This window comes from Ruegeria sp. N7 (assembly GCF_056531345.1).
The window spans coordinates 288,203-310,693 of record NZ_JBQFLR010000001.1 but is presented as its reverse complement, the minus strand read 5'-3'; the positions used below and the strand labels follow the sequence as shown (position 1 = coordinate 310,693).

At 56.2% G+C, this 22,491-nt stretch carries 25 protein-coding genes and 1 tRNA gene; 14 read left to right on the top strand and 12 right to left on the bottom strand.

Annotated elements, in window-relative coordinates; translation table 11 throughout:
* Nucleotides 1-25: 25 nt before the first annotated feature.
* The 8 genes from proB to ACR0ES_RS01510 all read right to left on the bottom strand — a co-directional run bounded on the left by proB (nucleotide 26) and on the right by ACR0ES_RS01510 (nucleotide 6,188).
* Nucleotides 26-1,132 carry a glutamate 5-kinase gene (proB, locus tag ACR0ES_RS01545; RefSeq protein ID WP_480869285.1) on the bottom strand — a complete coding sequence of 369 codons (1,107 nt, stop codon included), beginning with the start codon at nucleotides 1,130-1,132 and terminating at the stop codon, nucleotides 26-28.
* Entirely contained in the window at nucleotides 1,120-2,154 is a 1,035-nt protein-coding gene (obgE, locus tag ACR0ES_RS01540; protein WP_209596239.1) for a GTPase ObgE, read from the bottom strand. Before obgE ends, proB begins: the two co-directional genes overlap by 13 nt.
* A gap of 37 nt (nucleotides 2,155-2,191) precedes the next feature.
* Nucleotides 2,192-2,728, bottom strand: coding sequence for a GNAT family N-acetyltransferase (locus tag ACR0ES_RS01535; RefSeq protein WP_480472732.1), 537 nt, complete (start codon nucleotides 2,726-2,728; stop codon nucleotides 2,192-2,194).
* Nucleotides 2,725-3,333 carry a LysE family translocator gene (locus tag ACR0ES_RS01530; protein WP_480485662.1) on the bottom strand — a complete coding sequence of 203 codons (609 nt, stop codon included), beginning with the start codon at nucleotides 3,331-3,333 and terminating at the stop codon, nucleotides 2,725-2,727. Before ACR0ES_RS01530 ends, ACR0ES_RS01535 begins: the two co-directional genes overlap by 4 nt.
* 96 nt (nucleotides 3,334-3,429) lie before the next feature.
* Nucleotides 3,430-3,699 (bottom strand): 50S ribosomal protein L27, encoded by a 270-nt coding sequence (gene rpmA, locus ACR0ES_RS01525; protein WP_050602452.1) that lies wholly within the window; start codon nucleotides 3,697-3,699, stop codon nucleotides 3,430-3,432.
* A gap of 11 nt (nucleotides 3,700-3,710) precedes the next feature.
* Nucleotides 3,711-4,322 carry a 50S ribosomal protein L21 gene (locus ACR0ES_RS01520; protein ID WP_480480969.1) on the bottom strand — a complete coding sequence of 204 codons (612 nt, stop codon included), beginning with the start codon at nucleotides 4,320-4,322 and terminating at the stop codon, nucleotides 3,711-3,713.
* Between the two features lie 220 nt (nucleotides 4,323-4,542).
* Nucleotides 4,543-5,346 (bottom strand): DUF2059 domain-containing protein, encoded by an 804-nt coding sequence (locus ACR0ES_RS01515; protein ID WP_480869283.1) that lies wholly within the window; start codon nucleotides 5,344-5,346, stop codon nucleotides 4,543-4,545.
* The gene (locus tag ACR0ES_RS01510; protein WP_480545580.1) at nucleotides 5,346-6,188 is read right to left on the bottom strand and encodes a DUF2059 domain-containing protein; all 843 of its coding nucleotides are present in this window, start codon (nucleotides 6,186-6,188) and stop codon (nucleotides 5,346-5,348) included. The genes ACR0ES_RS01515 and ACR0ES_RS01510 overlap by 1 nt, the downstream gene beginning before the upstream one ends.
* Nucleotides 6,189-6,311: 123 nt before the next feature.
* Between ACR0ES_RS01510 and ACR0ES_RS01505 the strand changes: the two genes are divergently transcribed.
* From ACR0ES_RS01505 to ACR0ES_RS01465, 9 genes are all read left to right on the top strand, one after another.
* Nucleotides 6,312-6,401, top strand: a tRNA-Ser gene (locus ACR0ES_RS01505).
* A 249-nt stretch (nucleotides 6,402-6,650) separates the two neighbouring features.
* Complete coding sequence (locus ACR0ES_RS01500; protein ID WP_480545581.1) at nucleotides 6,651-7,205, top strand: hypothetical protein; 555 nt, start codon at nucleotides 6,651-6,653, stop codon at nucleotides 7,203-7,205.
* A gap of 209 nt (nucleotides 7,206-7,414) precedes the next feature.
* Nucleotides 7,415-8,443, top strand: a complete 1,029-nt coding sequence (locus ACR0ES_RS01495; protein ID WP_480869281.1) for an alcohol dehydrogenase catalytic domain-containing protein — start codon at nucleotides 7,415-7,417, stop codon at nucleotides 8,441-8,443.
* A 75-nt stretch (nucleotides 8,444-8,518) separates the two neighbouring features.
* Entirely contained in the window at nucleotides 8,519-9,394 is an 876-nt protein-coding gene (locus ACR0ES_RS01490) for a branched-chain amino acid ABC transporter permease (RefSeq protein ID WP_480480979.1), read from the top strand.
* 3 nt (nucleotides 9,395-9,397) lie between these two features.
* Complete coding sequence (locus ACR0ES_RS01485; RefSeq protein ID WP_480545583.1) at nucleotides 9,398-10,495, top strand: branched-chain amino acid ABC transporter permease; 1,098 nt, start codon at nucleotides 9,398-9,400, stop codon at nucleotides 10,493-10,495.
* Nucleotides 10,492-11,256, top strand: a complete 765-nt coding sequence (locus ACR0ES_RS01480) for an ABC transporter ATP-binding protein (protein ID WP_480480983.1) — start codon at nucleotides 10,492-10,494, stop codon at nucleotides 11,254-11,256. Before ACR0ES_RS01485 ends, ACR0ES_RS01480 begins: the two co-directional genes overlap by 4 nt.
* On the top strand, nucleotides 11,253-12,026 hold the full coding sequence (locus tag ACR0ES_RS01475; RefSeq protein ID WP_480480985.1) for an ABC transporter ATP-binding protein: 774 nt from the start codon (nucleotides 11,253-11,255) through the stop codon (nucleotides 12,024-12,026). The genes ACR0ES_RS01480 and ACR0ES_RS01475 overlap by 4 nt, the downstream gene beginning before the upstream one ends.
* A 5-nt stretch (nucleotides 12,027-12,031) precedes the next feature.
* Entirely contained in the window at nucleotides 12,032-13,918 is a 1,887-nt protein-coding gene (locus ACR0ES_RS01470; protein ID WP_480772684.1) for an AMP-dependent synthetase/ligase, read from the top strand.
* 25 nt (nucleotides 13,919-13,943) lie between these two features.
* The gene (locus tag ACR0ES_RS01465) at nucleotides 13,944-15,104 is read left to right on the top strand and encodes an ABC transporter substrate-binding protein (RefSeq protein WP_480480990.1); all 1,161 of its coding nucleotides are present in this window, start codon (nucleotides 13,944-13,946) and stop codon (nucleotides 15,102-15,104) included.
* A gap of 68 nt (nucleotides 15,105-15,172) precedes the next feature.
* On the opposite strand, the gene rpsI is transcribed toward ACR0ES_RS01465, so the two are convergent.
* From rpsI to ACR0ES_RS01450, 3 genes are all read right to left on the bottom strand, one after another.
* Nucleotides 15,173-15,658 carry a 30S ribosomal protein S9 gene (rpsI, locus tag ACR0ES_RS01460; RefSeq protein WP_209503959.1) on the bottom strand — a complete coding sequence of 162 codons (486 nt, stop codon included), beginning with the start codon at nucleotides 15,656-15,658 and terminating at the stop codon, nucleotides 15,173-15,175.
* 6 nt (nucleotides 15,659-15,664) lie between these two features.
* Nucleotides 15,665-16,123, bottom strand: coding sequence for a 50S ribosomal protein L13 (rplM, locus tag ACR0ES_RS01455; protein WP_209503960.1), 459 nt, complete (start codon nucleotides 16,121-16,123; stop codon nucleotides 15,665-15,667).
* Nucleotides 16,124-16,284: 161 nt separating this feature from the next.
* Nucleotides 16,285-17,688, bottom strand: a complete 1,404-nt coding sequence (locus ACR0ES_RS01450; protein WP_480772683.1) for an aminotransferase-like domain-containing protein — start codon at nucleotides 17,686-17,688, stop codon at nucleotides 16,285-16,287.
* 99 nt (nucleotides 17,689-17,787) lie between these two features.
* On the opposite strand from ACR0ES_RS01450, the gene ACR0ES_RS01445 reads away from it, so the two are divergent.
* Nucleotides 17,788-18,015: a DUF1127 domain-containing protein gene (locus ACR0ES_RS01445; protein ID WP_480472702.1), complete on the top strand. Its 228-nt coding sequence runs from the start codon at nucleotides 17,788-17,790 to the stop codon at nucleotides 18,013-18,015.
* A gap of 60 nt (nucleotides 18,016-18,075) precedes the next feature.
* On the opposite strand, the gene ACR0ES_RS01440 is transcribed toward ACR0ES_RS01445, so the two are convergent.
* Nucleotides 18,076-18,519: a PaaI family thioesterase gene (locus ACR0ES_RS01440; RefSeq protein WP_480480994.1), complete on the bottom strand. Its 444-nt coding sequence runs from the start codon at nucleotides 18,517-18,519 to the stop codon at nucleotides 18,076-18,078.
* A gap of 58 nt (nucleotides 18,520-18,577) precedes the next feature.
* Here ACR0ES_RS01440 and ACR0ES_RS01435 point away from each other — a divergent pair, with 58 nt between their 5' ends.
* From ACR0ES_RS01435 to gluQRS, 4 genes are all read left to right on the top strand, one after another.
* Complete coding sequence (locus ACR0ES_RS01435) at nucleotides 18,578-19,363, top strand: enoyl-CoA hydratase (protein ID WP_480772682.1); 786 nt, start codon at nucleotides 18,578-18,580, stop codon at nucleotides 19,361-19,363.
* Nucleotides 19,364-19,618: 255 nt separating this feature from the next.
* Nucleotides 19,619-20,959, top strand: a complete 1,341-nt coding sequence (trmFO, locus tag ACR0ES_RS01430; protein WP_480772681.1) for a methylenetetrahydrofolate--tRNA-(uracil(54)-C(5))-methyltransferase (FADH(2)-oxidizing) TrmFO — start codon at nucleotides 19,619-19,621, stop codon at nucleotides 20,957-20,959.
* A 37-nt stretch (nucleotides 20,960-20,996) separates the two neighbouring features.
* Nucleotides 20,997-21,611: a class I SAM-dependent DNA methyltransferase gene (locus ACR0ES_RS01425; protein ID WP_480772680.1), complete on the top strand. Its 615-nt coding sequence runs from the start codon at nucleotides 20,997-20,999 to the stop codon at nucleotides 21,609-21,611.
* Nucleotides 21,608-22,489: a tRNA glutamyl-Q(34) synthetase GluQRS gene (gene gluQRS, locus ACR0ES_RS01420; RefSeq protein WP_480772679.1), complete on the top strand. Its 882-nt coding sequence runs from the start codon at nucleotides 21,608-21,610 to the stop codon at nucleotides 22,487-22,489. The genes ACR0ES_RS01425 and gluQRS overlap by 4 nt, the downstream gene beginning before the upstream one ends.
* Nucleotides 22,490-22,491 lie beyond the last annotated feature (2 nt).

Genomic DNA, 22,491 nt, shown 5'->3' with positions numbered 1-22,491 from the left:
GCCTTTCAGATCATCTTATTGAAGGTTAAAGGGCCAGGTCGTCCCGGTGGATCAGGGCTGCGCGACCGGGATAGCCCAGCGTCGCTTCAATCTCAGAAGACTTACGCCCCTTGATCGCATCGGCTTCCTGCGCCGTATACCGGCTGATCCCCTGAGCCAGACGGCGGGATTCCAGATCAAGGACGGCGACAGGATCGCCACGACCGAAATCTCCGGTCACTTCCACAATCCCGGCAGGGAGCAGGCTTTTGCCATTGGCCAGTGCCTTGGCCGCTCCCTCGTCCACTGTGATCTCACCCCGAGGTTTCATTGCCGAAATCCAGCGTTTGCGGGCTGCATGTGGATCCAATGTCGCAGTAAACCATGTGGAATTGGCACCGTTTTCGAGCGTTTTCAGAGGGTTCAGAACCGACCCTTCAGTAATTGCCATGGCGCAACCACCAGCGGTTGCCATCTTGGCCGCCAACAGCTTTGTCTTCATCCCGCCTTTGGACAGGCCCGATCCCGCATCACCAGCCATAGCTTCAATCTCAGGTGTGATCCTGTCGATTGTCTCGAAGCGCGTCGCCGAGGAATCTTCTTTTGGATTACCGGAATAGAAACCATCCACATCCGACAGCAGAATCAGTTGGTCGGCCCCTACTGTCACGGCGATTTGCGCGGCCAGACGGTCATTGTCGCCATACCGGATTTCGTCCGTTGCAACCGTGTCGTTTTCATTGACGATCGGAACGACGCCCAACCCAAGCAGAGTTTCCAAGGTTGCGCGTGAGTTTAGATACCTGCGGCGATCTTCGCTGTCTTCAAGCGTCACCAGAACCTGCGCCGTGGTGATCCCATGGGGTGCCAACGCTTCTTCATAAGCGCGTGCAAGCCGGATTTGCCCAACCGCAGCAGCAGCCTGTGACTGTTCCAAGGGCAGTGCCGCCATCGGCAGGCCCAATACTCCGCGACCCAGTGCAATCGAACCGGACGAAACAAGGATTACATCTTTCCCCTGCCCCTTGAGCCAGGAAACATCCTGCGCCAACGACAGCAGCCAGTCAGACCGCAGCAGGCCAGTGTCGCGATCAACCAGCAAAGCCGACCCGATTTTTACCACCAGACGGCGTGCCGAGGTCAGGGTTGCCAAGGCTGTGCCTCCTCAGCGGGTTTCTGACGCACACGGTTGTCGTCAATCTGGCTGCGCAGCGCCCGCAGAACTTCGGTTACACCCAGATGTGCCACACCGGACATAGTCATGACAGGGCCGCCCACGGCCTCCTCAAGCTCAGCGACGGCAAGGGCACGTTCTTCGTCATCCAGCGCGTCGATCTTGTTCAGAACAGTGATCCGGGGCTTTTCAGCCAGTTCACCGCCATAGGCTTCTAGCTCGTGAATGATCGTGCGGTAATCATCGGCGACCGTCGCAGAGGTGCCGTCGACCAGATGCAACAACACGGCACAGCGTTCCACGTGACCCAGAAAACGGTCACCAATGCCACGGCCTTCATGAGCGCCTTCGATCAGGCCCGGGATATCGGCCACAACAAATTCGACGTTGTCCACGCCGACAACGCCAAGATTGGGGTGCAGCGTGGTAAACGGATAGTCGGCAATCTTGGGCCGCGCATTCGACGTGGCCGCCAGAAAGGTCGACTTGCCTGCATTCGGCATACCCAAAAGACCCACATCGGCGATCAGCTTGAGCCGCAGCCAGATTGTGCGGTCAATCCCCGCCTGCCCCGAATTGGCGCGGCGCGGGGCCTGATTGGTGGCGGACTTGAAATGCAGGTTGCCAAAGCCGCCATTGCCGCCCTTGGCCAGCAGAACGCGTTGCCCGACTTCGGTCAGGTCGCAGATGACGGTTTCTTCGTCTTCGTCCAGGATTTCAGTGCCAACCGGAACACGCAGAACGATATCGTCCCCATCCTTGCCGGTGCGTTGCTGCCCCCGGCCCGGTTGCCCGTTTTTGGCGAAGAAGTGTTGCTGATAGCGGAAGTCGATCAGGGTGTTCAGCCCATCCACAACTTCGGCCCAGACAGACCCGCCTTTGCCGCCGTCCCCGCCATCGGGGCCGCCGTATTCGATAAACTTTTCGCGTCTGAAGCTGACGCAGCCGCTACCGCCGGCCCCGGACCGGATGTAGACCTTTGCGAGATCGAGAAATTTCATGTGTGTCCCCTACTGCAAAGGCCCCATCGGCCACAAGTCAGAGTTTTTTACTGTATGTCCAGGTGGGCACATTCGCATCGCGCGCCACCGAATAGCTTTCCGCATCGCCCAGATACTGGAACCCGCAATGGGTCAGGACCCGGGCCGAGGCCGGATTATCCTGAAACACACTGGCAAACATCGTCGCGTTTTCCAGCGGGTTGGCGTTAACAAGCGCTTCCACAGCCATCGAGGCAATGCCCGTGTTCCAATAGATCGGCGCGACCCAATAGCCGACTTCAGACTGATTCCGATCAAGCCGTTTCAGCGAAATCACACCGATCAGTTCCGGGCCACCGTCCTTGGTGGCATCCATGACCCAGACGTCCTCGTCCCGGTTGTCAGCCATCGAACGGGTTACAAAGGCTTCGATCGAACCGGGGGCCAGTGGATGTGCAATACTGGTGGTCATCCGCGCCACGCGCTCATCACCTGCGTAATGCTCGATAAGGCCCATATCCGACCGGCGCAGGGGGCGCAGGTCGAACCGCTCGGTTTCAATGACCGGCTGATTTATTATTGTCTCAAGCTTCATTGGTGTGTTCCTCCTCCGAACAACACGAATAGTACGGACGCGACCGTAAGACCCGCCAACGTCCACATCAGATATTTTTCCGCCGGGCGACCTTCAACCGCATGCGCGATTCTATCCCCCGCAAAAGTCCAGATCGGGTGCAAAAAAATCTGGCAGATCAACAAACTAAGAGCGATCGTGAGCGTTGCGTCAAAGCTGGACGTCCCCGCCGCGACAAAGCCCGTAAAACCTGCAACAATCATGGCCCAGGCTTTTGGATTCAGCGGATGCACGATCAACCCCGCCCAGAATCCCGGAACATCACCAACCGCAGTTTCGCGCGACAGTCGCAAATTCGCGATCTTCCACGCCAGCCAGCAAATATATGCAGCCGAAGCATATTTCAGCGCCGCAAAGGCCGTCGGAACCTGTTCCGCCAGTTGCAGCAAACCAAAGCCCACGGGCCAGATAATCAGCTGCTTACCAAGCACGACACCGGCCACAAAAGGTAATGCGGCACGAAACCCATAGCGCGCACCCGTTCCCAGCAGGACCATGTTGGCCGGCCCCGGCGTACCGACCTGAGAGGCGGCAAAGATCAGGAAACTGGTGGTTGCGACTGTCATCGGTTCTTTCGGTCACGACTGCGTTAAAACGAGAAAGGGGACCGGCACTTTGTGCCGGTCCCCCATGAATTTTTCTTAAACCTTCTGGGTCTCGGCTTACTCTGCGGCCTCCGCCACTGGCAGGACCGAAATAAAGGTGCGGTTTTTAAGTCCCTTGTGGAACTTCACGGCGCCATCGACAGTTGCAAAGATGGTGTGATCTTTGCCAATGCCTACGCCTTCACCCGGCCAGAACTTGGTGCCGCGCTGACGCACGATGATGTTGCCTGCGATAGCGGCCTGGCCACCATACAGTTTTACGCCAAGGCGACGACCAGCTGAGTCGCGACCGTTACGGGAGGAACCGCCAGCTTTTTTATGTGCCATTCTCTCTCTCCTTAGCCTTTAGCCAATTCTTTGGCTTGCTCAACCCATTCGGGTTTCACTTTGACCGTTTCGATAGCAGCAATCTGCTCATCCGACAAGGCGGCCAGAGCGGCAAAGCTCTCGATACCGGCCTCAACCAGCTTCTTGGCGGCGGCAGGGCCGACACCGTTCAGTTGGGTCAGATCGTCAGCAGCGGCAGCAGCGGGTGCTTCAGCCTTGGCTTCGGCTTTCTTGGCAGGCTTTGCAGCGGGTGCCGCTTCGCCAGCCGGAGCGGAACCGGTTGCAGCTTTGATGCCCGATTTGTCGGCGCCCGACGCCAGAATGTCGGTGATTTTGACCAGTGTCAGTTTCTGACGGTGGCCAACGGTACGCTTCGAGCTGTGCTTACGACGGCGTTTGACGAACTTGATGACCTTGTCACCTTTGATCTGTTCGATCACTTCGGCCTGAACGCCTGCGCCTGCAACGAAAGGTGCGCCAACAACCGGAGCGTCACCGCCCAGCATCAGAACATCGTTGAATTGAACTTTTTCACCTGCGTCGGCAGCCAGCTTTTCAACGCGGAGGATATCGCCCGCCTGAACCTTGTACTGCTTGCCGCCAGTCTTGAGGACCGCAAACATGCGTTTTTCCTTTTCTAACCCGCGTTCTGTGGTCCCCTTTGCGGGTGTTTTGGCCCCAAGAAACTTGAATGCCACCTCGAACAGCGCGCCCTTTTCGGGCTGTGTGAATGACCCCTGACAACGTCATGCAGGCCAAATAATAACGATACCCGGCGCGGAAAACCGGCCGGGATGCGCGCTTATCCATAGAATGCAGGTAAAAGTCAACACCAAAGCGGCGTTAAAGATCGGACGCCCTCAGCGCCTGTGCAACCGCCTGCCCCAGGCGATAGGAAATATCATTGAACATGCGGTCAAAGCCGTCAAACACGGCGTCATTCAGGGCCCGTCCCGTTTCGGTTCTTGAAAACGCGATATTTTCGCGCATCTGAGCCTCATCCAACGGGCGGTAGGCCATAAGAAGAAACGAGAAAAGCCACTCTTCGGTGTCCTCGCTCCGACTGTCCTTCTGCAACAAAAGCTCGGCCAGCAGTTCCTGATCGTCGGTCCGCGCATCAACATCAAGACCCCGAAAGAAGCTGTAGTCTGACGTCAATGCCCCCTGAACATTCTTTTCAATCAGGTTATTTGCCTCGATATATTCCTTGACCAAAGCAAACTGAGCGGTGCTGCGTTCTGCGGATTTGTAGGATTCTCGGGCCATGTCTTCGATTGCCTGATCCGACATGGCGCGCCGGGCCGAGTTTTCCAGTGTTACGATGGTCTGGCCAAGATCGCTTTCAAAAAACAAGATGGCCTGATCAAGCTGAACATCGGACATACCTTCTTTGAAGGCGTCCGTCAGATGTTCCCGCATCCAAAGGGGATCGTAGATACGATTGACCTGCGACTCGAAAAAAGCGCCACCCTTGTTATCCAAAAAAGTATCGTCAAGAGTTTCGCGATGGCCCTGCCCCTCGTGAACAAGGATTTCCATCACCTGTGTCAGACGCATGGCTTGTGCCAGCCGATCGACTTTTCCATCGGCATACAGCGGCAGTGCCCAACACAGGGCGACCACAAATGCCAGAATTACGCGCTGCATCAAATGTCCTGTGCCGGGTGCAACTCGGCCATCCGTGCGGCCAGAACCTCGAACCTCATGGCCATGATCTCATATTGGATGGCGTTCAACAGCTCGTAAACTTCCTGCATCAGCGGCTGTTCCAGCGCGTCAACATATGTATCGACATCAGCGTCGGAAAAACCCTGATAGGTGTAAGCAGCGCCCGCCAGATTGGACAATTGCAGTGACTGACGCATTGCCGGTTCATTTTGCTTCATCAATTCACGCAGTTCATCCCCGTCCAGCTGTAGCTCGATGACTCCCGATGCGCTGGCCGCCAGCAGGAAGCGCACCTGAATTTCCTGCAAGGCACGCAACGCCGTACCTGTGGAATCGATCGCGGCGTTCATGCGTTTAAAACTTTCGACCCGTTTCGACCCGTTCTTGATCAGATCAGAAATGATCCTTTGGCCTGCCAATTGCTTGACGTCATCGTCTTCTTGCATGTGTGAGGCATTTTCGGCCACGACCAGACGTTGACCAAGGTTAGACGCGTAAAACTCGACAGCGTGTGCCAGAGCCTCGTCACTTAGGGTCTGTTCCAGAATGGAAACTGCGGTGTCGTGCATTGCACCGACTTCAAAAACCTCGTCCGTCAAACGGGTCCAGTCCGAGCCGAAACCCTCTGGGTCAACACCCAACATCTGCGGCGCGGACCGTGAGCTCAGGGCGATGCTTTCAAGAGCTACGTCAAAACCGGTCGTCGTCAAAAAAGCCTCAATCCGATCCCGGTTCGCCGCAGAAAGCTCCAAAGGAACCAGAACAAGTGCCAGAAACGGGGCGAGAAACCAAAAGGCGATGCGGTGTGCAAACTGTGTCATACCTTTCAGAGTAGGTGTTTTGCGCTGGCAGGCAACGGAAAATCCCGGCAATCACGATTTCCGGAATTTTCTGCTTGCGCCCCCGTTCGTTCCTGACTAAATCCCCCCCTCACAGACCCCCGCGGAGAGGTGCCGGAGTGGTCGAACGGGGCGGTCTCGAAAACCGTTGTGGGTGCAAGCCCACCCAGGGTTCGAATCCCTGTCTCTCCGCCACAATCCCAATATCGAAGGCTGTCAGAAAACGTCTTCCGGTCTGATTTGGGTTCTCAACAAAATTGCAAGTGGTCCGCTGTCAGAAACTGTAGTGGCCTGGGTCACCCGGCGTGTTCTTGCCGTGAAATCTGGTGCAATCAGCGTAGCACGGCCCAAACCTGTATTCTGCTGAGAATTCACAGGAATTCCCCTTTGTATCCCCGCTACATTTAACGCATCCCAGCGACACATTTTCCAAAGGAGACACACATGTCGCGTATTCTTATCCTGATCATCATCGCCGCTGTTGGTGTTGGTGGTTACTACTATCTCAACCAGTCCGAACAAACCCCGGCTGAACAAGTGCAATCCGCAGCGCAGGAGGCGGGCGATGCAGTGGCTGATGCCGCGTCAACCGCTCAGGAAGCTGCGTCTGATGCGCTGGAAGGTGCAACAGAACAGGCCAGCGAGGCAGCTTCATCCTTGACCGAACAGGCGCAGGAAGCCGCATCGTCGGTTGCCGACCAAGCCAGTGAGGCAGCTTCGTCTGTTGCGGAACAAGCATCCGAGGCAGCGCAGCAAGCCGGTGATCAGGTGGCGGCGCTGGCGGGTCAGGGACAGGAATTGCTGAGCTCCTGGATTCAGGAAGGCAAGCTGGACCCCACCAATTTCGACTATGAAGGTATCATGAGCTCGATTCAGGACAGCACATTGGCCACGGATCTGAAAGAACAGGCGATCAAGATTGTAAATGACATTAAAGAGTCGCCTGAAACCATCGCCTTGAAGATTCAGGAACTGACCGCGCTGTTGACGCAGCAATAACAAAGAAGGGGCCGGTTGCCAGTTCCCGGCCCCTTCCTCTCACGCCAATTTTCCAGTCGTGCCCTTACGTTATCGTTTCTCTGAATTGACCCAGTGTGCGGCTTTTGATTGGCTGCCCCGACAACACATCCTCACCCCGAGGTCGCCCGTTGGCAATCTTATGTTCAAGGGGGTGTGCGCATTGAACAAGCCATCTTGAGGACGATCCCATGACTGACCTGCCCCAAACAATGAAAGCTGCCATCCTGAAACACGGCGGGTACTCGGCCACTTCGACCGGACCAGTCATCGAGAATGCGGCTGATTGGCTTGAAGCCGCGGAACTGCCCGTTCCCAATCCCGGCCCCGGTCAGGTTTTGATCCGCCTGCGCGCGTCGTCGGTCAATCCGTCCGACCTCCACTTCATCAAGGGTGAATACGGCCAGCCGCGCGTCAAAGGTGCCGCGGCCGGATTCGAAGGCTGTGGCGACGTCGTTGCAGCCGGAAAAGGTGCCGAAGCGCTGAAGGGACAGCGCGTCGCTTTCGTGGCCGCAGGTTCCGGCGCCTGGGCGGAATACATCGTGACGCAGATGCAAATGTGTATTCCCTTGCGTCCGGATATTTCAGATGATGACGGTGCCGCGCAAATCGTCAACCCTCTCACCGCGATGGCGATGGTGGACATGGCAAGGGAAGACGGCGATGCATTTGTGATATCCGCTGCGTCCAGCCAATTGGGAAAACTGATGTGCAGCCTTGGGCGTGATCTGGGGTTGAAACCCATTGCGCTGGTGCGCCGGGCCGAGACAGTCGATACGCTGAAAAGTCTTGGAGCAGCCGAAGTGCTTGTGACGTCCGATCCTGAAATCGTCGAGAAGTTTGCCGCGATAAGCGCCACGCTGAAGCCTCGGGTCTTCCTTGATGCTGTGACGGATCAACTGTCCGAGAAACTGTTCTGCGCCATGCCCAACCGGGCGCGCTGGGTTACCTACGGCAAACTTTCGACCGAAGCGCCAACGCTTTCTCAGACCGGCCAGCTGATCTTCATGGGCAAACGGATCGAAGGTTTCTGGCTGACGCAATGGATGATGTCGACACCGCACGCTGACCAGATGCGGGTTGTGGCCGAAGTTCAGGCCCGCTTTGCCGATGGTCGCTGGAAAACGGATGTTTCCGAACATCTTACACTCGAAAATCTTGTGTCGAATCTTGCCGATGCGCTGAAAAAGAGTGACGGAAAGGTGATTATAACCCCATAGTAGAACTCACCTGCGTTACCGGAGGATACACGCGGGCGGACGAAGACGCTGGAAAACCGGTGGAGGGAGGACAGTGTGGATAACGCGCAGCTGCTGATTAGCGGGCTGGCGAACGGGTGTGTCTACGGCCTGATCGCGCTTGGCTTTGTACTGATCTACAAGGCTACCGAAGCGGTGAACTTTGCGCAGGGCGATATCATGATGCTGGGCGCATTTGTGACCATCGGCCTGACAAATACCGAACACATGGGGTTGCCGTTCTGGCTCGCTCTGCCGGTATCATTGGGAATCATGGGCGCGCTTGGTTTTCTTCTGGATCGCCTGATCATTCGCCGCTTGTTCGGTGAAAGCCAGACCGCCGTTGTCATACTGACCATTGCTTTGGGCTTTGTGATCCGTTTCATTGCCGGTCTGATCTGGGGGCACGAGCCGCAAACGCTGCAAAACCCGCTTGCGGGCAAAGAAGTGCGCATGGGCGGTCTTGTACTGGGGATGGAGGATGTCGCGATAATCGTTGTTACGGTGCTGCTGACATGGGCACTCTATGTTTTCTTCAGCCGCACCAAGCTGGGTCTGGCGATGCAGGGCGCCTCGCAAAACCAGCTGGCAGCTTATTACATGGGCATTCCCGTCAGGCGTGTTCAGGGATGGGTCTGGGCTTTGGCCGGAGGCGTTGCAGGAATTGCCGGAATTCTCTTTGCTGCAAAAGGGGCTGTGGATCCGACAACAGGATTGCTGGGCATCAAGGCGTTTGCCGCCGCCGTTATCGGCGGGTTCGGCAGTTTGCCGGGTGCATTGGCCGGAGGGCTGATTGTCGGCATTATCGAACCCTTCGCCAGCCGGTACATTGCGGCAGGTTACAGCCAGGTCGCACCATACGCTTTGCTGCTTGCCGTCCTGATCTTCCGGCCAAACGGGCTGTTCAGTCAGGTCCGGGTCAAGAAGGTCTGAGCCATGCGGATCGTTTTCAAAACCGACTACATACAGGATATCCGCCCCTGGAAAGACGGGTTCCAGCTGTGCCTTTATCTGCTTCTATTGTTTGTCGTCGCGGCCGCGCCTTTCGCACTGGACGATTTCTATCTGGGTGAACTGACAAACGTTCTGATCTGGGCCATCGCCGGTCTGGGTCTGATGATACTGACCGGACATACAGGGCAAGTCAGCCTGGGCCATGCGGCCTTTCTGGCCTTTGGCTGTTACGCCAACGTGGCCCTGATTGAGGCAGGCGTTCCTTTTCTAGTCGCGTTTCCGCTGGCCGGAATTCTGACCGGGATCGCGGGTGTGACCGTCGCGGTCCCTGCCCTGCGGCTTCACGGTATCTACCTGGCGATCTTTACCATGGCGCTGTCCATCCTGATGGATGACATCATCGTTCTGTCCGAGCCGATCACTGGTGGTGTCGCTGGTAAATATATCGGCGGGGTCGAGATCTTTGGCCTTACGGTTGACCGCTGGGGGACGCCTGATCTTTTTTACTGGCTGGTTCTGTTCGTCACCGTTCTGGTCACGTTGGGATATATAAACCTGCTGCGGGCCCCATTGGGTCGCAGCTTCATCGCCGTGCGCGACTCCGAGGTTTCGGCGCAGGCGATGGGTATAGATATCGCGCGAACAAAGATGATTTCATTCGCCCTGTCCTGTGCGGTTACAGGTTGGGCCGGCGCGTTGATGGGTCTGTTTGCTGGTGCGTTTAACAATGAAACCTTCAGCGTCCTGATCTCGATCCAATTGCTGATGATGATTGTTATTGGCGGGCTGGGCTCGATCCATGGCGCGTTTCTGGGTGCAATCGTCATCGGGTTCTTACCGCAGTTTCTATCGATTTCAAAGGAATATGTCGGCGCGATTATCGGTGGAAACACCGTTGCCATTCCAGGGCTGGAGTTCGGCATCTTTGGCATGATCCTGATCGGCTTCATCCTTTTCGAACCCATGGGCATCTATGGCCGCTGGCTAAAAATCCGCACCTGGTTCGAACTGTTTCCTTTCTATCGCAAGGACATGTTCAAACGGCAGAAATCCTATCTCAAGACGGAGCGTCTGAGATGAGCTTGCTGGAATTTGAAAACGTTACCCTGAAATTTGGTGGTCTGACGGCCGTGGACAATTTGTCCTTCGAGGTTCAGAAGGGCGAAGTTTTTGCCATAGTCGGGCCGAATGGCGCGGGCAAATCGACGGTCTTCAACCTGATCTCGCGCTTTTACGAACCGTTTTCAGGGTCGATTAGGTTTGATGGTCACGATCTGCTTCAGGTCAAACCGTCTGGCGTGGCGGCCTTTGGTGTGGCGAGAACCTTCCAGAACATCGAGCTCTTCGAACACGCAACTGTCCTGCAAAACCTTTTGGTCGGACGACACAGGCATCGGACTACGAACCTGATTTCAGAACTTTTGTTCACCCCTGCAGTTCGACGGCAAGAGCTGGAGAACCGGGAAAAAGTTGAAAAAATCATCGATTTCCTCGACCTGCAGGCTTATCGCGACAAGATGATTTCAGGGCTGCCTTACGGCGTGCGCAAAGTGGTCGAAGTGGCACGTGCCCTGGCGACTGATCCCAAGCTACTGTTGCTGGATGAACCGGCGTCGGGGCTGTCGGTGGAAGAGACGACCGATATGCGCTGGTGGATCGACGATATCCGGCGGCAAATGGGAATTACCGTGCTGATGGTCGAACACGACATGGGATTGGTATCAGGCGTGTCCGACCGGGTCCTGGCCATGGCAGATGGGGCAAAGCTGGCCCTCGGGCCACCTGCAGACGTGCAATCGCATCCGGCCGTGATCGAGGCATATCTGGGGAAAGCCTCATGAACGCTCCGATCTTGCAAGTTCGCAATATCGAAAGTTTCTACGGTCCGATCATGGCCATTCGGGGCGTTTCTCTGGATGTGCACGAAGGAAAAATCGTGTCGATCCTTGGCGCAAACGGCGCAGGCAAAACCACTTTGATGAAAACCATATCTGGAGTGATGGACCCGGAAAAGGGAACGATTACCTTTGACGGCGGTGACATCCAGGGCTGGGAGCCGCACAAGGTTGTCCAGCGCGGGGTGGTCCACATCCCGGAAGGGCGCGAAGTGTTTCCTCTGTTAACGGTTGATGAAAACCTAAGCCTCGGCGCCTACACCCGCAAAGACAAAGACCAGATCGAACAGGATCGTGAGCTGGTTTTTCGTTATTTTCCGGTTCTGAAAAGCCGTCGGTCGCAAGAGGCCGGAACCCTTTCGGGTGGGCAGCAACAGATGCTGGCCATAGGGCGCGGATTGATGGCCAGACCTCGTATCATGTTGCTGGATGAGCCGTCTTTGGGCCTGTCCCCTCTGCTGGTGCAAGAGATATTCGGCATTCTCAAGCGCTTGAACGAAGAGCAGAATATGACGATGTTGCTGGTTGAACAGAATGCCAATGCGGCGCTGGAACTGGCGCATCACGGCTATGTCATGGAGGTGGGTCGCATCGTCATGGACGGGGCCGCGGACGCGCTTTTGCGATCCGACGATATCCAAAGCTTTTATCTTGGAAAACAGGAAGAAGGCGCGCGCGAAAGCCGCCGCTGGAAGCGGAAAAAGACGTGGAGGTAAAACGGATGGACGCCACGCCCCTACCCCCTCAGGTCGTGATAAACGGCGTTCAGTTCAACGCAACAACGGGTCAGCGACCGGTACGAGTTGATGGCTGCATCACCATTGCCGAGTTGTTCCAAGGCCGATGTGCCGAACTGGGCAGCCGAACGGCGCATCGCGAAAAAGACCTGGGTATCTGGAAATCCTATTCCTGGGCCGATTACTGGCAGCATGCCAAATGGATCGGGCTGGCCTTGCGAAAGCTGGGACTGGAACGCGGCGATGTGGTTTCAATCCTGTCCGAAGATCGCAAGGAATGGGCTTGGCTCGACATGGGTATTCAGGGTGTTGGCGGTATCGCTTCCGGCGTCTACACCACGGATTCCGCCAGTCAGTTGCAGTATCTGATCAACGACAGCGGCAGCCGGTTTCTGATTGTCGAGGACGAAGAACATCTGGACAAGTTTCTCGGAATTGAGACCGAGGTTCCCGATCTGATCAAGGTAATCATCCTTGAGGACGAAGGATTGCATGACCTGAACCATCCGCGCTGCATGATGATCGACGAGCTGTTCGCCTTGGGCCAAAAGGCAGAACTGGCCGAGCCCGGGCGCTTCGAAGCGGAAATTGCATTGGCCAAACCGCAGGACACTGCCTTGCTGGTCTATACGTCGGGAACAACGGGTCAGCCGAAAGGCGCAATGCTTAGCCATGAAAATATTCTGGCGGCCATCGAATCCGCGGCACGGGCGCTGCCAGCGCTGCCCAGCGATGAACAGCTGTGTTTCCTGCCTCTGTGTCACATTCTGGAACGTAATGTCTCGGTCTATTTTCCTTTGGCGGCCCGCTGCACTGTCAATTTTGCCGAAAGCCCTGAAACCGTTTTTGCAAACCTTCAGGAGGTCTCGCCCACAACCTTCACAGCGGTGCCAAGGGTTTGGGAAAAGATCTACTCACACGTCCAGATCCTAACGCAGGAAGCCACACCTTTGGGGCGGCTGGCATTCGGTTTGGCATTGAAAGCTGGTGCGCGCCGTGCCGGATATCTGAGCGCAGGCCAACCAGTTCCATCCGGCGTCGCCACCAGATTCTGGTTCTGGGATCAGCTGGTTTTGAAAAACCTGCGCCGGATGCTGGGTCTGGACAAACTGCGACGAGGCGGAACAGGTGCCGCCCCAATCTCGACTGATCTGCTGAAATGGTACTGGTCCATCGGCGTGCCGTTGGTGGAAGGGTTCGGGATGACCGAAACTTCGGGCCTTGCCACACTCAACACCACAGACAGTAATAAGATCGGAACCATAGGCAAAGCCGTCGAAGGGTGCGACATCCGTATCTCGGGCGATGGCGAAATCCAACTGAAGGGCCTGAACATTTTTCAGGGATACTGGCGCAACAACGCGAAAACGGCAGAAACCTTTACCGCCGACGGCTGGCTGCGTACCGGAGATATGGGGACATTAGATAAGGATGGCTATGTCACCATCACGGGCCGCCTGAAGGACATTATCATCACCGCAGGTGGTAAGAACATCACCCCAGCCGAGATCGAAAGCCGTCTTAAGTTCAGTCATTATGTCGCGGACGCAATCATCATCGGGGACAGGCGCAAATTTCTGACGGCTCTGATCATGATTGATCAGGAAAATGTCGAAAAATACGCGCAGGGCCATAAAATCCCCTTCTCGAATTTTGCCTCGCTATGCGCGGCACCGGAAATCAGGCAGTTGATCAGTTCGGAAATTGCCGCTGTGAATGCAGAATTTGCGCGGGTCGAGCAGATCAAGGATTTCCGTCTGATTGATGTCCTGCTGACCGCTGAAGACGACGAGCTTACAGCCACGATGAAGCTGAAACGCGGATTGGTTGAAAAGAAACACGGGCATCTGATCGAAGACATGTACACTTGACCAAAAGATTAACGGGAGGAAAGAGATGAAGAAATTACGCAACAGGCTGGCGGCTGCATCACTGCTGACAGCATCGGCAACACTTGGTTGGGCGCAAACACAGGGCGTGACCGATGATGAGATTGTCATTGGTTCGGTCAACGACCTGAGCGGGATTTTCGCCGCGGTGGGTGTTCCGGCAACCAAAGGTGCAAATGTTGTCTTTGATCGGGTGAATGCGGCTGGCGGCGTGCACGGGCGCAAAATTCGTTACGTGGTCGAAGACAATGGCTATCAGATGCCGCGAGCCATGCAGGGCTATAACAAACTGCTGAATCGCGACAAGGTATTTGCCATGTTGCAGTCGCTTGGAACGCCGATGAACATGGCGGGGTTCAAGCTGTTGGATCCCAAAGGCATTCCCAACGTGGCGCCTCTTACTGCTGCGCGTCAGATGTTGCAGGAACCTATGCGGAACAAGTTCACCTCCTTCTCGACCTATTTCGATCAGGCGCGTGTCGGTGTGAACTATCTGGCTGGCGAGTTTGGATCAAAGACGGTCTGCACCATGTACCTGCCGACAGATTTTGGTGAGGAAATTCTAGAAGGCAGCAAGGCCGGAGCCGAAGAAGCCGGGATCACTTTTGGATCAGAAACCACCCACAAACCGGATGAGACGGATTTCGTTGGATCGCTGAGCAAGCTCAAGGAAGAGGGTTGCGATATCGTCACCATGGCGCTTGGGGTGCGGCAGGCGATCACTGTCGTGGGCACCGCTAAGAAAATGGGCCTGACCGATATGAAATTTCTCGGCACCTCGGCCAGTTTCCTGACGGTCGTGGCGCAGGTGCCCGGTGGCGTGACTGATGGATTCTACGCGGCAGCTTCGTGGCAGGATCTTTGGGCGCGTGCGGATCAACCTGCTCCGGCCGCATTTATCGAGGAATACAAGGCAGCCACGGGCGAAGATCCGGTCGGATTTGCCATGCTGGGTTATTCGGCGGCTGAGATGATGGTCAAGGCGTTAGAAGCCGCAGGCCCCGATCTGACGCAGGACAGTTTCATCGCAGCGATGGAAACGCTGGATTATCAGGACGATCTGGTTGGCAACCATATCACCTATGGCCCTGAAGACCATCAGGGCGCGGATACTGTGTTCGTCAACGTTGTTGAAAACGGTGCGTGGAAACTCGTTCACGAAGAATGAATCCCTGACCCGCGCAAAGCAAAAGGGCTCGCAAGTGCGAGCCCTTTCTTTTGGGTATTCCCGGCGAATTAACGCTTCGAGAACTGGAACGAACGGCGGGCTTTGCGCTTACCGAATTTCTTACGTTCCACAACGCGGCTGTCGCGGGTCAGGAAGCCAGCGGCTTTCAGGGCACCACGCAGGTTCGGATCATAGAGTTGCAGCGCTTTCGAGATGCCGTGCTTGACCGCACCGGCCTGACCGGTCAGGCCACCGCCTTTGACGGTTGCAACAACGTCGAATTCACCTTCTACGCCGGCAACCTGGAACGGCTGGCGCAGAATCAGCTGCAGAACGGGGCGTGCAAAATAGACGTCCTGATCTTTGCCGTTCACGGTGACCTTGCCGGAACCCGGCTTGATCCAAACGCGGGCAACAGCGTCTTTACGCTTGCCAGTGGCATAGGAGCGGCCCAGCTCGTCACGTACGGGTTCACGCACGATGACTTCTTCGGCCACGGTTTCAACGCCTGCGACGGCGCTCAGCTCTTCGAGAGTATTGATCTGATCAACCATCGGTCATTAGCTCCGGGTGTTTTTCTTGTTCATGGACTTGACGTCCAGAACTTCGGGGGCCTGGGCCTCGTGCGGGTGCTCGGCACCGGCATAGATACGCAGGTTGGTCATCTGCTGGCGCGACAGGCGGTTGCCTGGCAGCATGCGCTTGACGGCCTGGAAGACCACGCGCTCGGGGTGCGCACCTTCCAAAATCTGCTGTTTGGTGCGCGACTTGATGCCGCCCGGGTGGCCAGTGTGCCAGTAGAAGTTTTCTTCGCGCTTCTTGCCGGTCATCTGGATTTTGTCAGCGTTGATCACGATGACGTTGTCGCCCATGTCCATGTTCGGGGTGAACGACGCTTTGTGCTTGCCACGCAGGCGCATGGCGACGATCGAAGCAAGACGGCCCAGAACAACGCCCTCGGCGTCGATCAGGATCCACTTCTTGTCGATGTCTGCAGGTGTTGCAGAAAAGGTTTTCATGGCAGGATAGTCCTGTTTGATGTGAAAGACCGCCCCAGCGGAGCGGCCCGAATTCGATGGACGGGTTTTATGAGGTGCCTGCACGCAGGTCAAGCGGCACTTGTCTTATTTATGCACGTAAAAACAAATACTTAAAAAATAGGTATTATTTTACCCCATCTTCAAACGCTGATTTGTTCAGGCGGATTGTCCAATAGAACCCGCAGGCGCTGCATCGCGTCCTCGAACCGTTCCAGCGACACATGGCCATTCATGGCAATACGTACCGCGTTCGGCGCGCGCCCATCGCGCAGCGCGAATTCGTCGGCGGATCGGAGCTGTATCCCTTCCCTCTCGGCTGCGCGACTGAATGCAGCCGACCGCCAGCCAGACGGAAGGCTCAGCCAGACAAAGGGAACGTCCGGGCCCCAGTTCAAATCAAACCCACCCAGGGTATTGACGGCGACGCGTAGATAATCCCCCATCCGTGTGCGCACATCCTTGGCGATCTGGCGCGTGCGCGGATCGGACAACAAATGACGGGTTAATTCCGCCAAGGGTTGGGCCAATCCGAAATATCCGTATTCAGCGGACCGGCGCAAATCGACACTTCTTTCTCTGGGGGCGATAGCAAAACCCACACGCAATGCCGGTGTCAGAATCTTCGAGATTGATGACACGTGCCATCCCCGTTCAGGCGCCAGCGCCCGAAAGCTGGGCTCTCGGGCATCGCCCATGCGATAGCAGTCATCTTCAATGATCTGCAAATCAAAGCGACGGGCAATCTCAACGATCTCTTTCCTCCGCTCCAACGGTGTGTGCGCGCCCGTTGGGTTCTGAACTTCTGGCGACACACAGACGGCCTGCGCTGTGGTCTGGCGCAGAACATGCTCCAACGCTGCGGGATCGACACCCCATTTGTCCATCTTCACACCGACCACTTCCGCGCGCATCAGTTCGCCTGCGCGACGGAACCCGGCATAAGACAGGTCCTCGACCAGTACGACAGGTTTGGGCCCACGCAGGATCGTCTGAAACACAACGCAAAGCCCGTTCTGGCCACCATGTGTCAACACAATATCATCATGGGTCAGTGCACCCAGCGGAAGATCTGACAACCAGTCCACAACCGCCTGTCGCACGGGCTGGTACGCATCGCGCGTCGGGTAATTCAGAAACAAACCCGGATCGGCTTGCGACACTTTTTTCAGACATTCACGGATCAGGGACACCTGCCCCATATCCGCCAACCTTGGGCTGAACAGGCTTACATTGGCATTGTACTTGTCGTCGCGAAGATGCAGTTGCCGCGCCCAAACGTCGTCAAGAATGGGCGATTTCGGCGGCGCAACAAATGTACCACGTCCGACTTCGGCTTGTAACAACCCCTCATCTGTCAGGATTGTATAGGCGCGCGCGACTGTACCAGGTGTTATTTGCAGACGATACGCCAGTTCGCGCACCGGAGGGAGTTTGACACCGACTTCCAAAGATTTGTTATCTATGGCTTTTCGAATTGTGTCAGCAACCAGAGTGTATTTCGGTCCTTTAGATTTTGACAGCGCCTCTGGCCAAATTGTATCCATTACAATTCTTCCTTTGCTTTTGACACAATTTCGAATGTATCAGTCATGTGTACCAAGTACAGCTAATTTGTGTCAATACAATTTGAAAGGAATTCCGAGATGACACGCACAATGCACACCCCCGCCCTTCTGCTGCTGACCGACAGCCCCCGGCTGCCTCTGGCCGCTGCACTGGCCGTGCGGTTTGCGGCAGCGGTCACTCAATGGGAGCGTCGTCGCCGCAGCCGCGTCAATCTTAGTTATCTGGATGACCGCTTGCTGAAAGACGTCGGTCTGACCCGTCATGATGCGCGCCGCGAAGTAAAGCGCCATTTTTGGCAGATTTAACTGATCCCCAGTCCCATTATTGGGACCTCTTCCTGGGCCGGGGCTTGTCCCCGGTCTTTTTTATCCGAATTTCGCGGCTGCAGACCCTGCAGGTGGCAGGGAATAGGTCATCGTCGCTCTGGCAACTGGGTCTTCTGCGCCATCGGAATACATAAGCACGTCACCGACGGCCAAAGTCCGGCCCAGTTTCAGCAGGCGACATTTGGCGATCATGTCCGTGTTGCCTTCTGGTTTGCGCAAAAAATCCAGGGAACTGTTCGTTGTGACCGCCAGGGATTGACGCCCTTTTCGCGCCAGAACCATTGCGTATACACAAACATCGGCCAACCCAAACATGGATGGCCCCGAAACCGTGCCCCCCGGCCGCAAATGCTGATCCTGCACAACAAGGCGCATGGTGATTGTATCTTCGGTCAGGTCCTCGACGACAAAGTCTTTGTGCACCTGCGGGAAAACCTGCTTAAGGTATTGTGACAGTTCGTCCCGGTTCAATGCCAAAGCCATGCTTTCCCTCCTGCTCATACCGACCTAGAGTTGGCCCAACATGGGATCGGAGGGCAAGATGGCAATTCTGGAACGTAACGACACTGGCGCTGTTGCGCGGCTTACAATGAACGCCCCAGAGCGGCTGAACGCGCTGAGTGACGAGATGCTGTCGGCGTTTCAGGCTGAACTGGACACGTTGCGTGAAGACACGTCGATCCGGGCAGTGATCCTGGCGGGTCAGGGCAAGGCTTTTTGCGCCGGTCACGACCTGAAACAGATGACGGCCGGACGCCAGTCCGAAGATGGCGGCAAAGCTTATTTCAATGACCTGTTTTCTCGCTGCGCGAAGGTGATGATGTCAATCCAGTCCCTGCCCCAGCCCGTCATCGCACAGGTCCACGGCATTGCAACCGCCGCCGGGTGTCAGTTGGTGGCCACCTGTGACATGGCCGTCGCCGCCGAAGACACGCGGTTTGGAGTGAACGGCGTTAATATCGGCTTATTCTGCTCCACCCCAATGGTGGCCCTCAGCCGCAATATCCCCAAAAAGCAGGCATTTGAAATGCTGACAACAGGAGAGTTCATATCAGCTGAACGTGCTGCCGATTTGGGTTTGGTCAACCGCGTTGTCCCCATGACGCATCTTAAACACGAAGCCAATGCGCTTGCAGAACAGGTTGCCTCCAAGCTAGGAGCCGCTGTCAAAATCGGTAAAGAGGCGTTTTATCAACAGCTTCTGATGCCGCTGGATCAGGCCTATGCCTATACCGGCGACGTAATGGCGCAAAACATGCTGTACCGGGATACAGAAGAAGGCATTTCAGCCTTTATCGAAAAACGCCCCCCAAATTGGTCCCAATAATGCAATTGTTTTGCACATTTTTCGCCACTGTTTTGAATTTTGCACTTTTCAAAAGGGCGACACTGTGGCAAAGCTGGGTCGAGGCCAAGGCCTCAGGACACTTTTGGGTCGCCGTGGGCGGAAGGTCCCTCCAGCTGGTCTCTCTCACCAGCGCTGACAATCCCGCAGCGGCGGCCCCAAGACCCCTTCGATAAAATTCGCGAAACCGCTTCGCCTCAGTTGCGCCCGATTGTGGTCTGCCCTATGTGGCATCGCATGACACAAGTTTTGCATATTGTAGGCGGCGGCATGGCCGGGTCAGAAGCGGCCTGGCAAGCTGCTGAAATGGGTGTGGGTGTTGTGATCCACGAAATGCGTCCGACCATCGGCACCTTTGCACATCAGACCGGCAATCTGGCGGAAATGGTGTGTTCGAACTCGTTCCGCTCGGATGATGATGAGCAGAATGCCGTGGGCCTGCTGCATTGGGAAATGCGCGCCGCCAATGGGTTGATCATGACAACGGCCGATGAACACCGCCTGCCAGCCGGTGGCGCGCTGGCTGTGGATCGTGACCCGTTTGCAGAAAGTGTGACCGCAAAACTTCGCACCCACCCGCGCGTGACGGTAACCGACGAAGAAGTGACGACCCTGCCCGACGAAGGCCAGTGGATCTTTGCGACCGGCCCCCTGACGTCGCCCGCGCTGGGCCAGGCCATCCAGACCGAGACAGGGTCTGACGCACTTGCCTTTTTCGACGCCATCGCACCGATCGTCTATGCCGAGAGCATCGACATGAGCAAAGCGTGGATGCAATCACGCTACGACAAGGGCGAGACCGAAGAAGAACGCACAGCCTATCTGAACTGTCCGATGGACCGGGATCAGTACGAAGCCTTCATAGACGCGCTTCTGGCAGCAGAAAAAACTGAATTTCACGAAGGAGAGACAGCAGGTTACTTCGACGGTTGCCTACCCATAGAGGTTATGGCCGAACGCGGTCGCGAAACGCTGCGCCATGGACCGATGAAACCGGTCGGGCTGACCAACCCGCATGAGCCCGACGTGAAACCTCATGCGGTGGTGCAGCTGCGCCGTGATAACGCTTTGGGCACCTTGTTCAACATCGTGGGTTTCCAGACCAAGATGAAATATGGTGCCCAGACCGAAGTGTTCCGTAAGATCCCGGGCTTGGAAAATGCCAGCTTTGCCCGGTTGGGTGGCATCCACCGCAATACGTTCATCAACTCTCCCACGCTTTTGGATTCGCAAATGCGGTTGAAATCCAAACCCAACATCCGCTTTGCCGGACAGATCACGGGTGTCGAAGGCTATGTAGAAAGCGCCGCGATGGGGTTGCTGGCCGGTCGGCTTGCCGCCGCTCAGATTTTGGGGCGTGACCTGCCAACCGTTCCGCAAGACAGCGCAATGGGTGCTTTGATTCACCACATAACGGGCGGTGCCGAGGCCAAGACCTTTCAGCCGATGAACGTGAATTTCGGCCTGTTTCGCCCCGTGGATGGTCTGAAAGGCGGGCGTCGGGGTCGTAAAGACCGGTACAAGGCCTATACCGACCGGGCCAAAGCCGAATGGAGTACCTGGTTGGAGCATTGCTGACTGGACGCGTAATGCGGTCTCGGCCTAGCATGCTGGAATGAACGACACGTTTCTGAACAGCACATACAATCTCGGCACGCCTGAAGCGACTGAAGCGCACTATCAGAACTGGGCTGCAACCTATGAAAAGGAAGTTGGTGAACACGGTTACGCCACGCCGGGCCGTGTTGCAGCGGCTTTGTGGTCTTTCGCACCGAAGCCTCAGACACCCATTCTGGATTACGGCTGCGGCACCGGGTTGTCGGGGCTTGCCCTGCGCGCAGTTGGCTTTGAGGTCATCGATGGGATGGATCCAACAGAGAACATGCTTCAGGAAGCCGCCAGCAAAGGCGTTTACCGAGCATTGACCGGATTCGATATCGCCAAACCCGCGCCGTTGAAGCGTGGGGAGTACACGATGATCACAGCCATAGGAGTGATCGGAAAAGGTGCTGCCCCGCCCGAGACACTGGATTTGTTGATGCACGCACTGCCCAAGGGCGGTTTGCTTGGCTTTTCGCTGAACGATCATGCGTTGGCGGACCATCAATTCACTTGCCGTCTGACGGATTGGGTCGACATGGGGGCAGCACGTTTGTTATTTCGTGAACACGGTCCCCACCTGCCTGGTATCAACCTTAACTCTGACGTGTATGTATTAGAAAAAGCGTGACTCTTGTAACGCGCTTTGCGCCATCCCCAACAGGCCCCCTTCACCTTGGGCACGCGTATTCTGCGTTGGTTGCCAGCGATAGGGCCGCATCTGAAAGCGGCCGGTTCTTGCTGCGAATTGAGGATATCGATCGATCCCGCTCACGACAGCTATGGGAGGATCAGATATACAGCGACCTCAGATGGCTGGGGCTGACATGGCCTGAACCCGTAATGCGCCAATCGGATCGTATGTACGTTTACCATAAGGCGCTGGACCAGCTATGGGCGCAGGGGCTTTTGTATCCGTGCACGTGTAATCGCAAAGATATCGCAGCAGCAGCCAGTGCGCCGCAGGAAGGCGCACCCATGCTTGGACCCGACGGGCTTGTTTATCCCGGGACCTGTCGAAAAAGGTTTGCTGGCAAAGATTTATCGAACCTTCCTCGTCCAACTCAGGACCCCTTGCGATTGGACGTGGTCAAGGCGTGTCAGGCGGTCCGCAACCCGGACAGGTACCAATTTCTTGAGTTAGGATCGGGTCCGGGCGGCGAAACCGGCATTATCACTTTCACGCCTGATGAGGTGGTCACCACCATAGGTGATGTAGTTCTGTCCCGCCGCGACATGGGGACGTCGTATCACTTGTCCGTTGTGCTTGACGATGCTGCTCAGGGCGTAACACAGGTGGTTCGAGGGAGGGACTTGTTCGAAGCAACCCGCATCCACGTTCTTTTGCAGGCGTTGTTGAACCTGCCGACACCCGTGTATTTCCATCATGATCTGATCCGCGATGATGCAGGCAAACGGCTGGCCAAACGCGACGATGCCCGCGCAATTGCAAAGTACCGGGCCGAAGGGGCCAGCCCAAATGACATACGCCGAATGGTTGGGCTTTGACC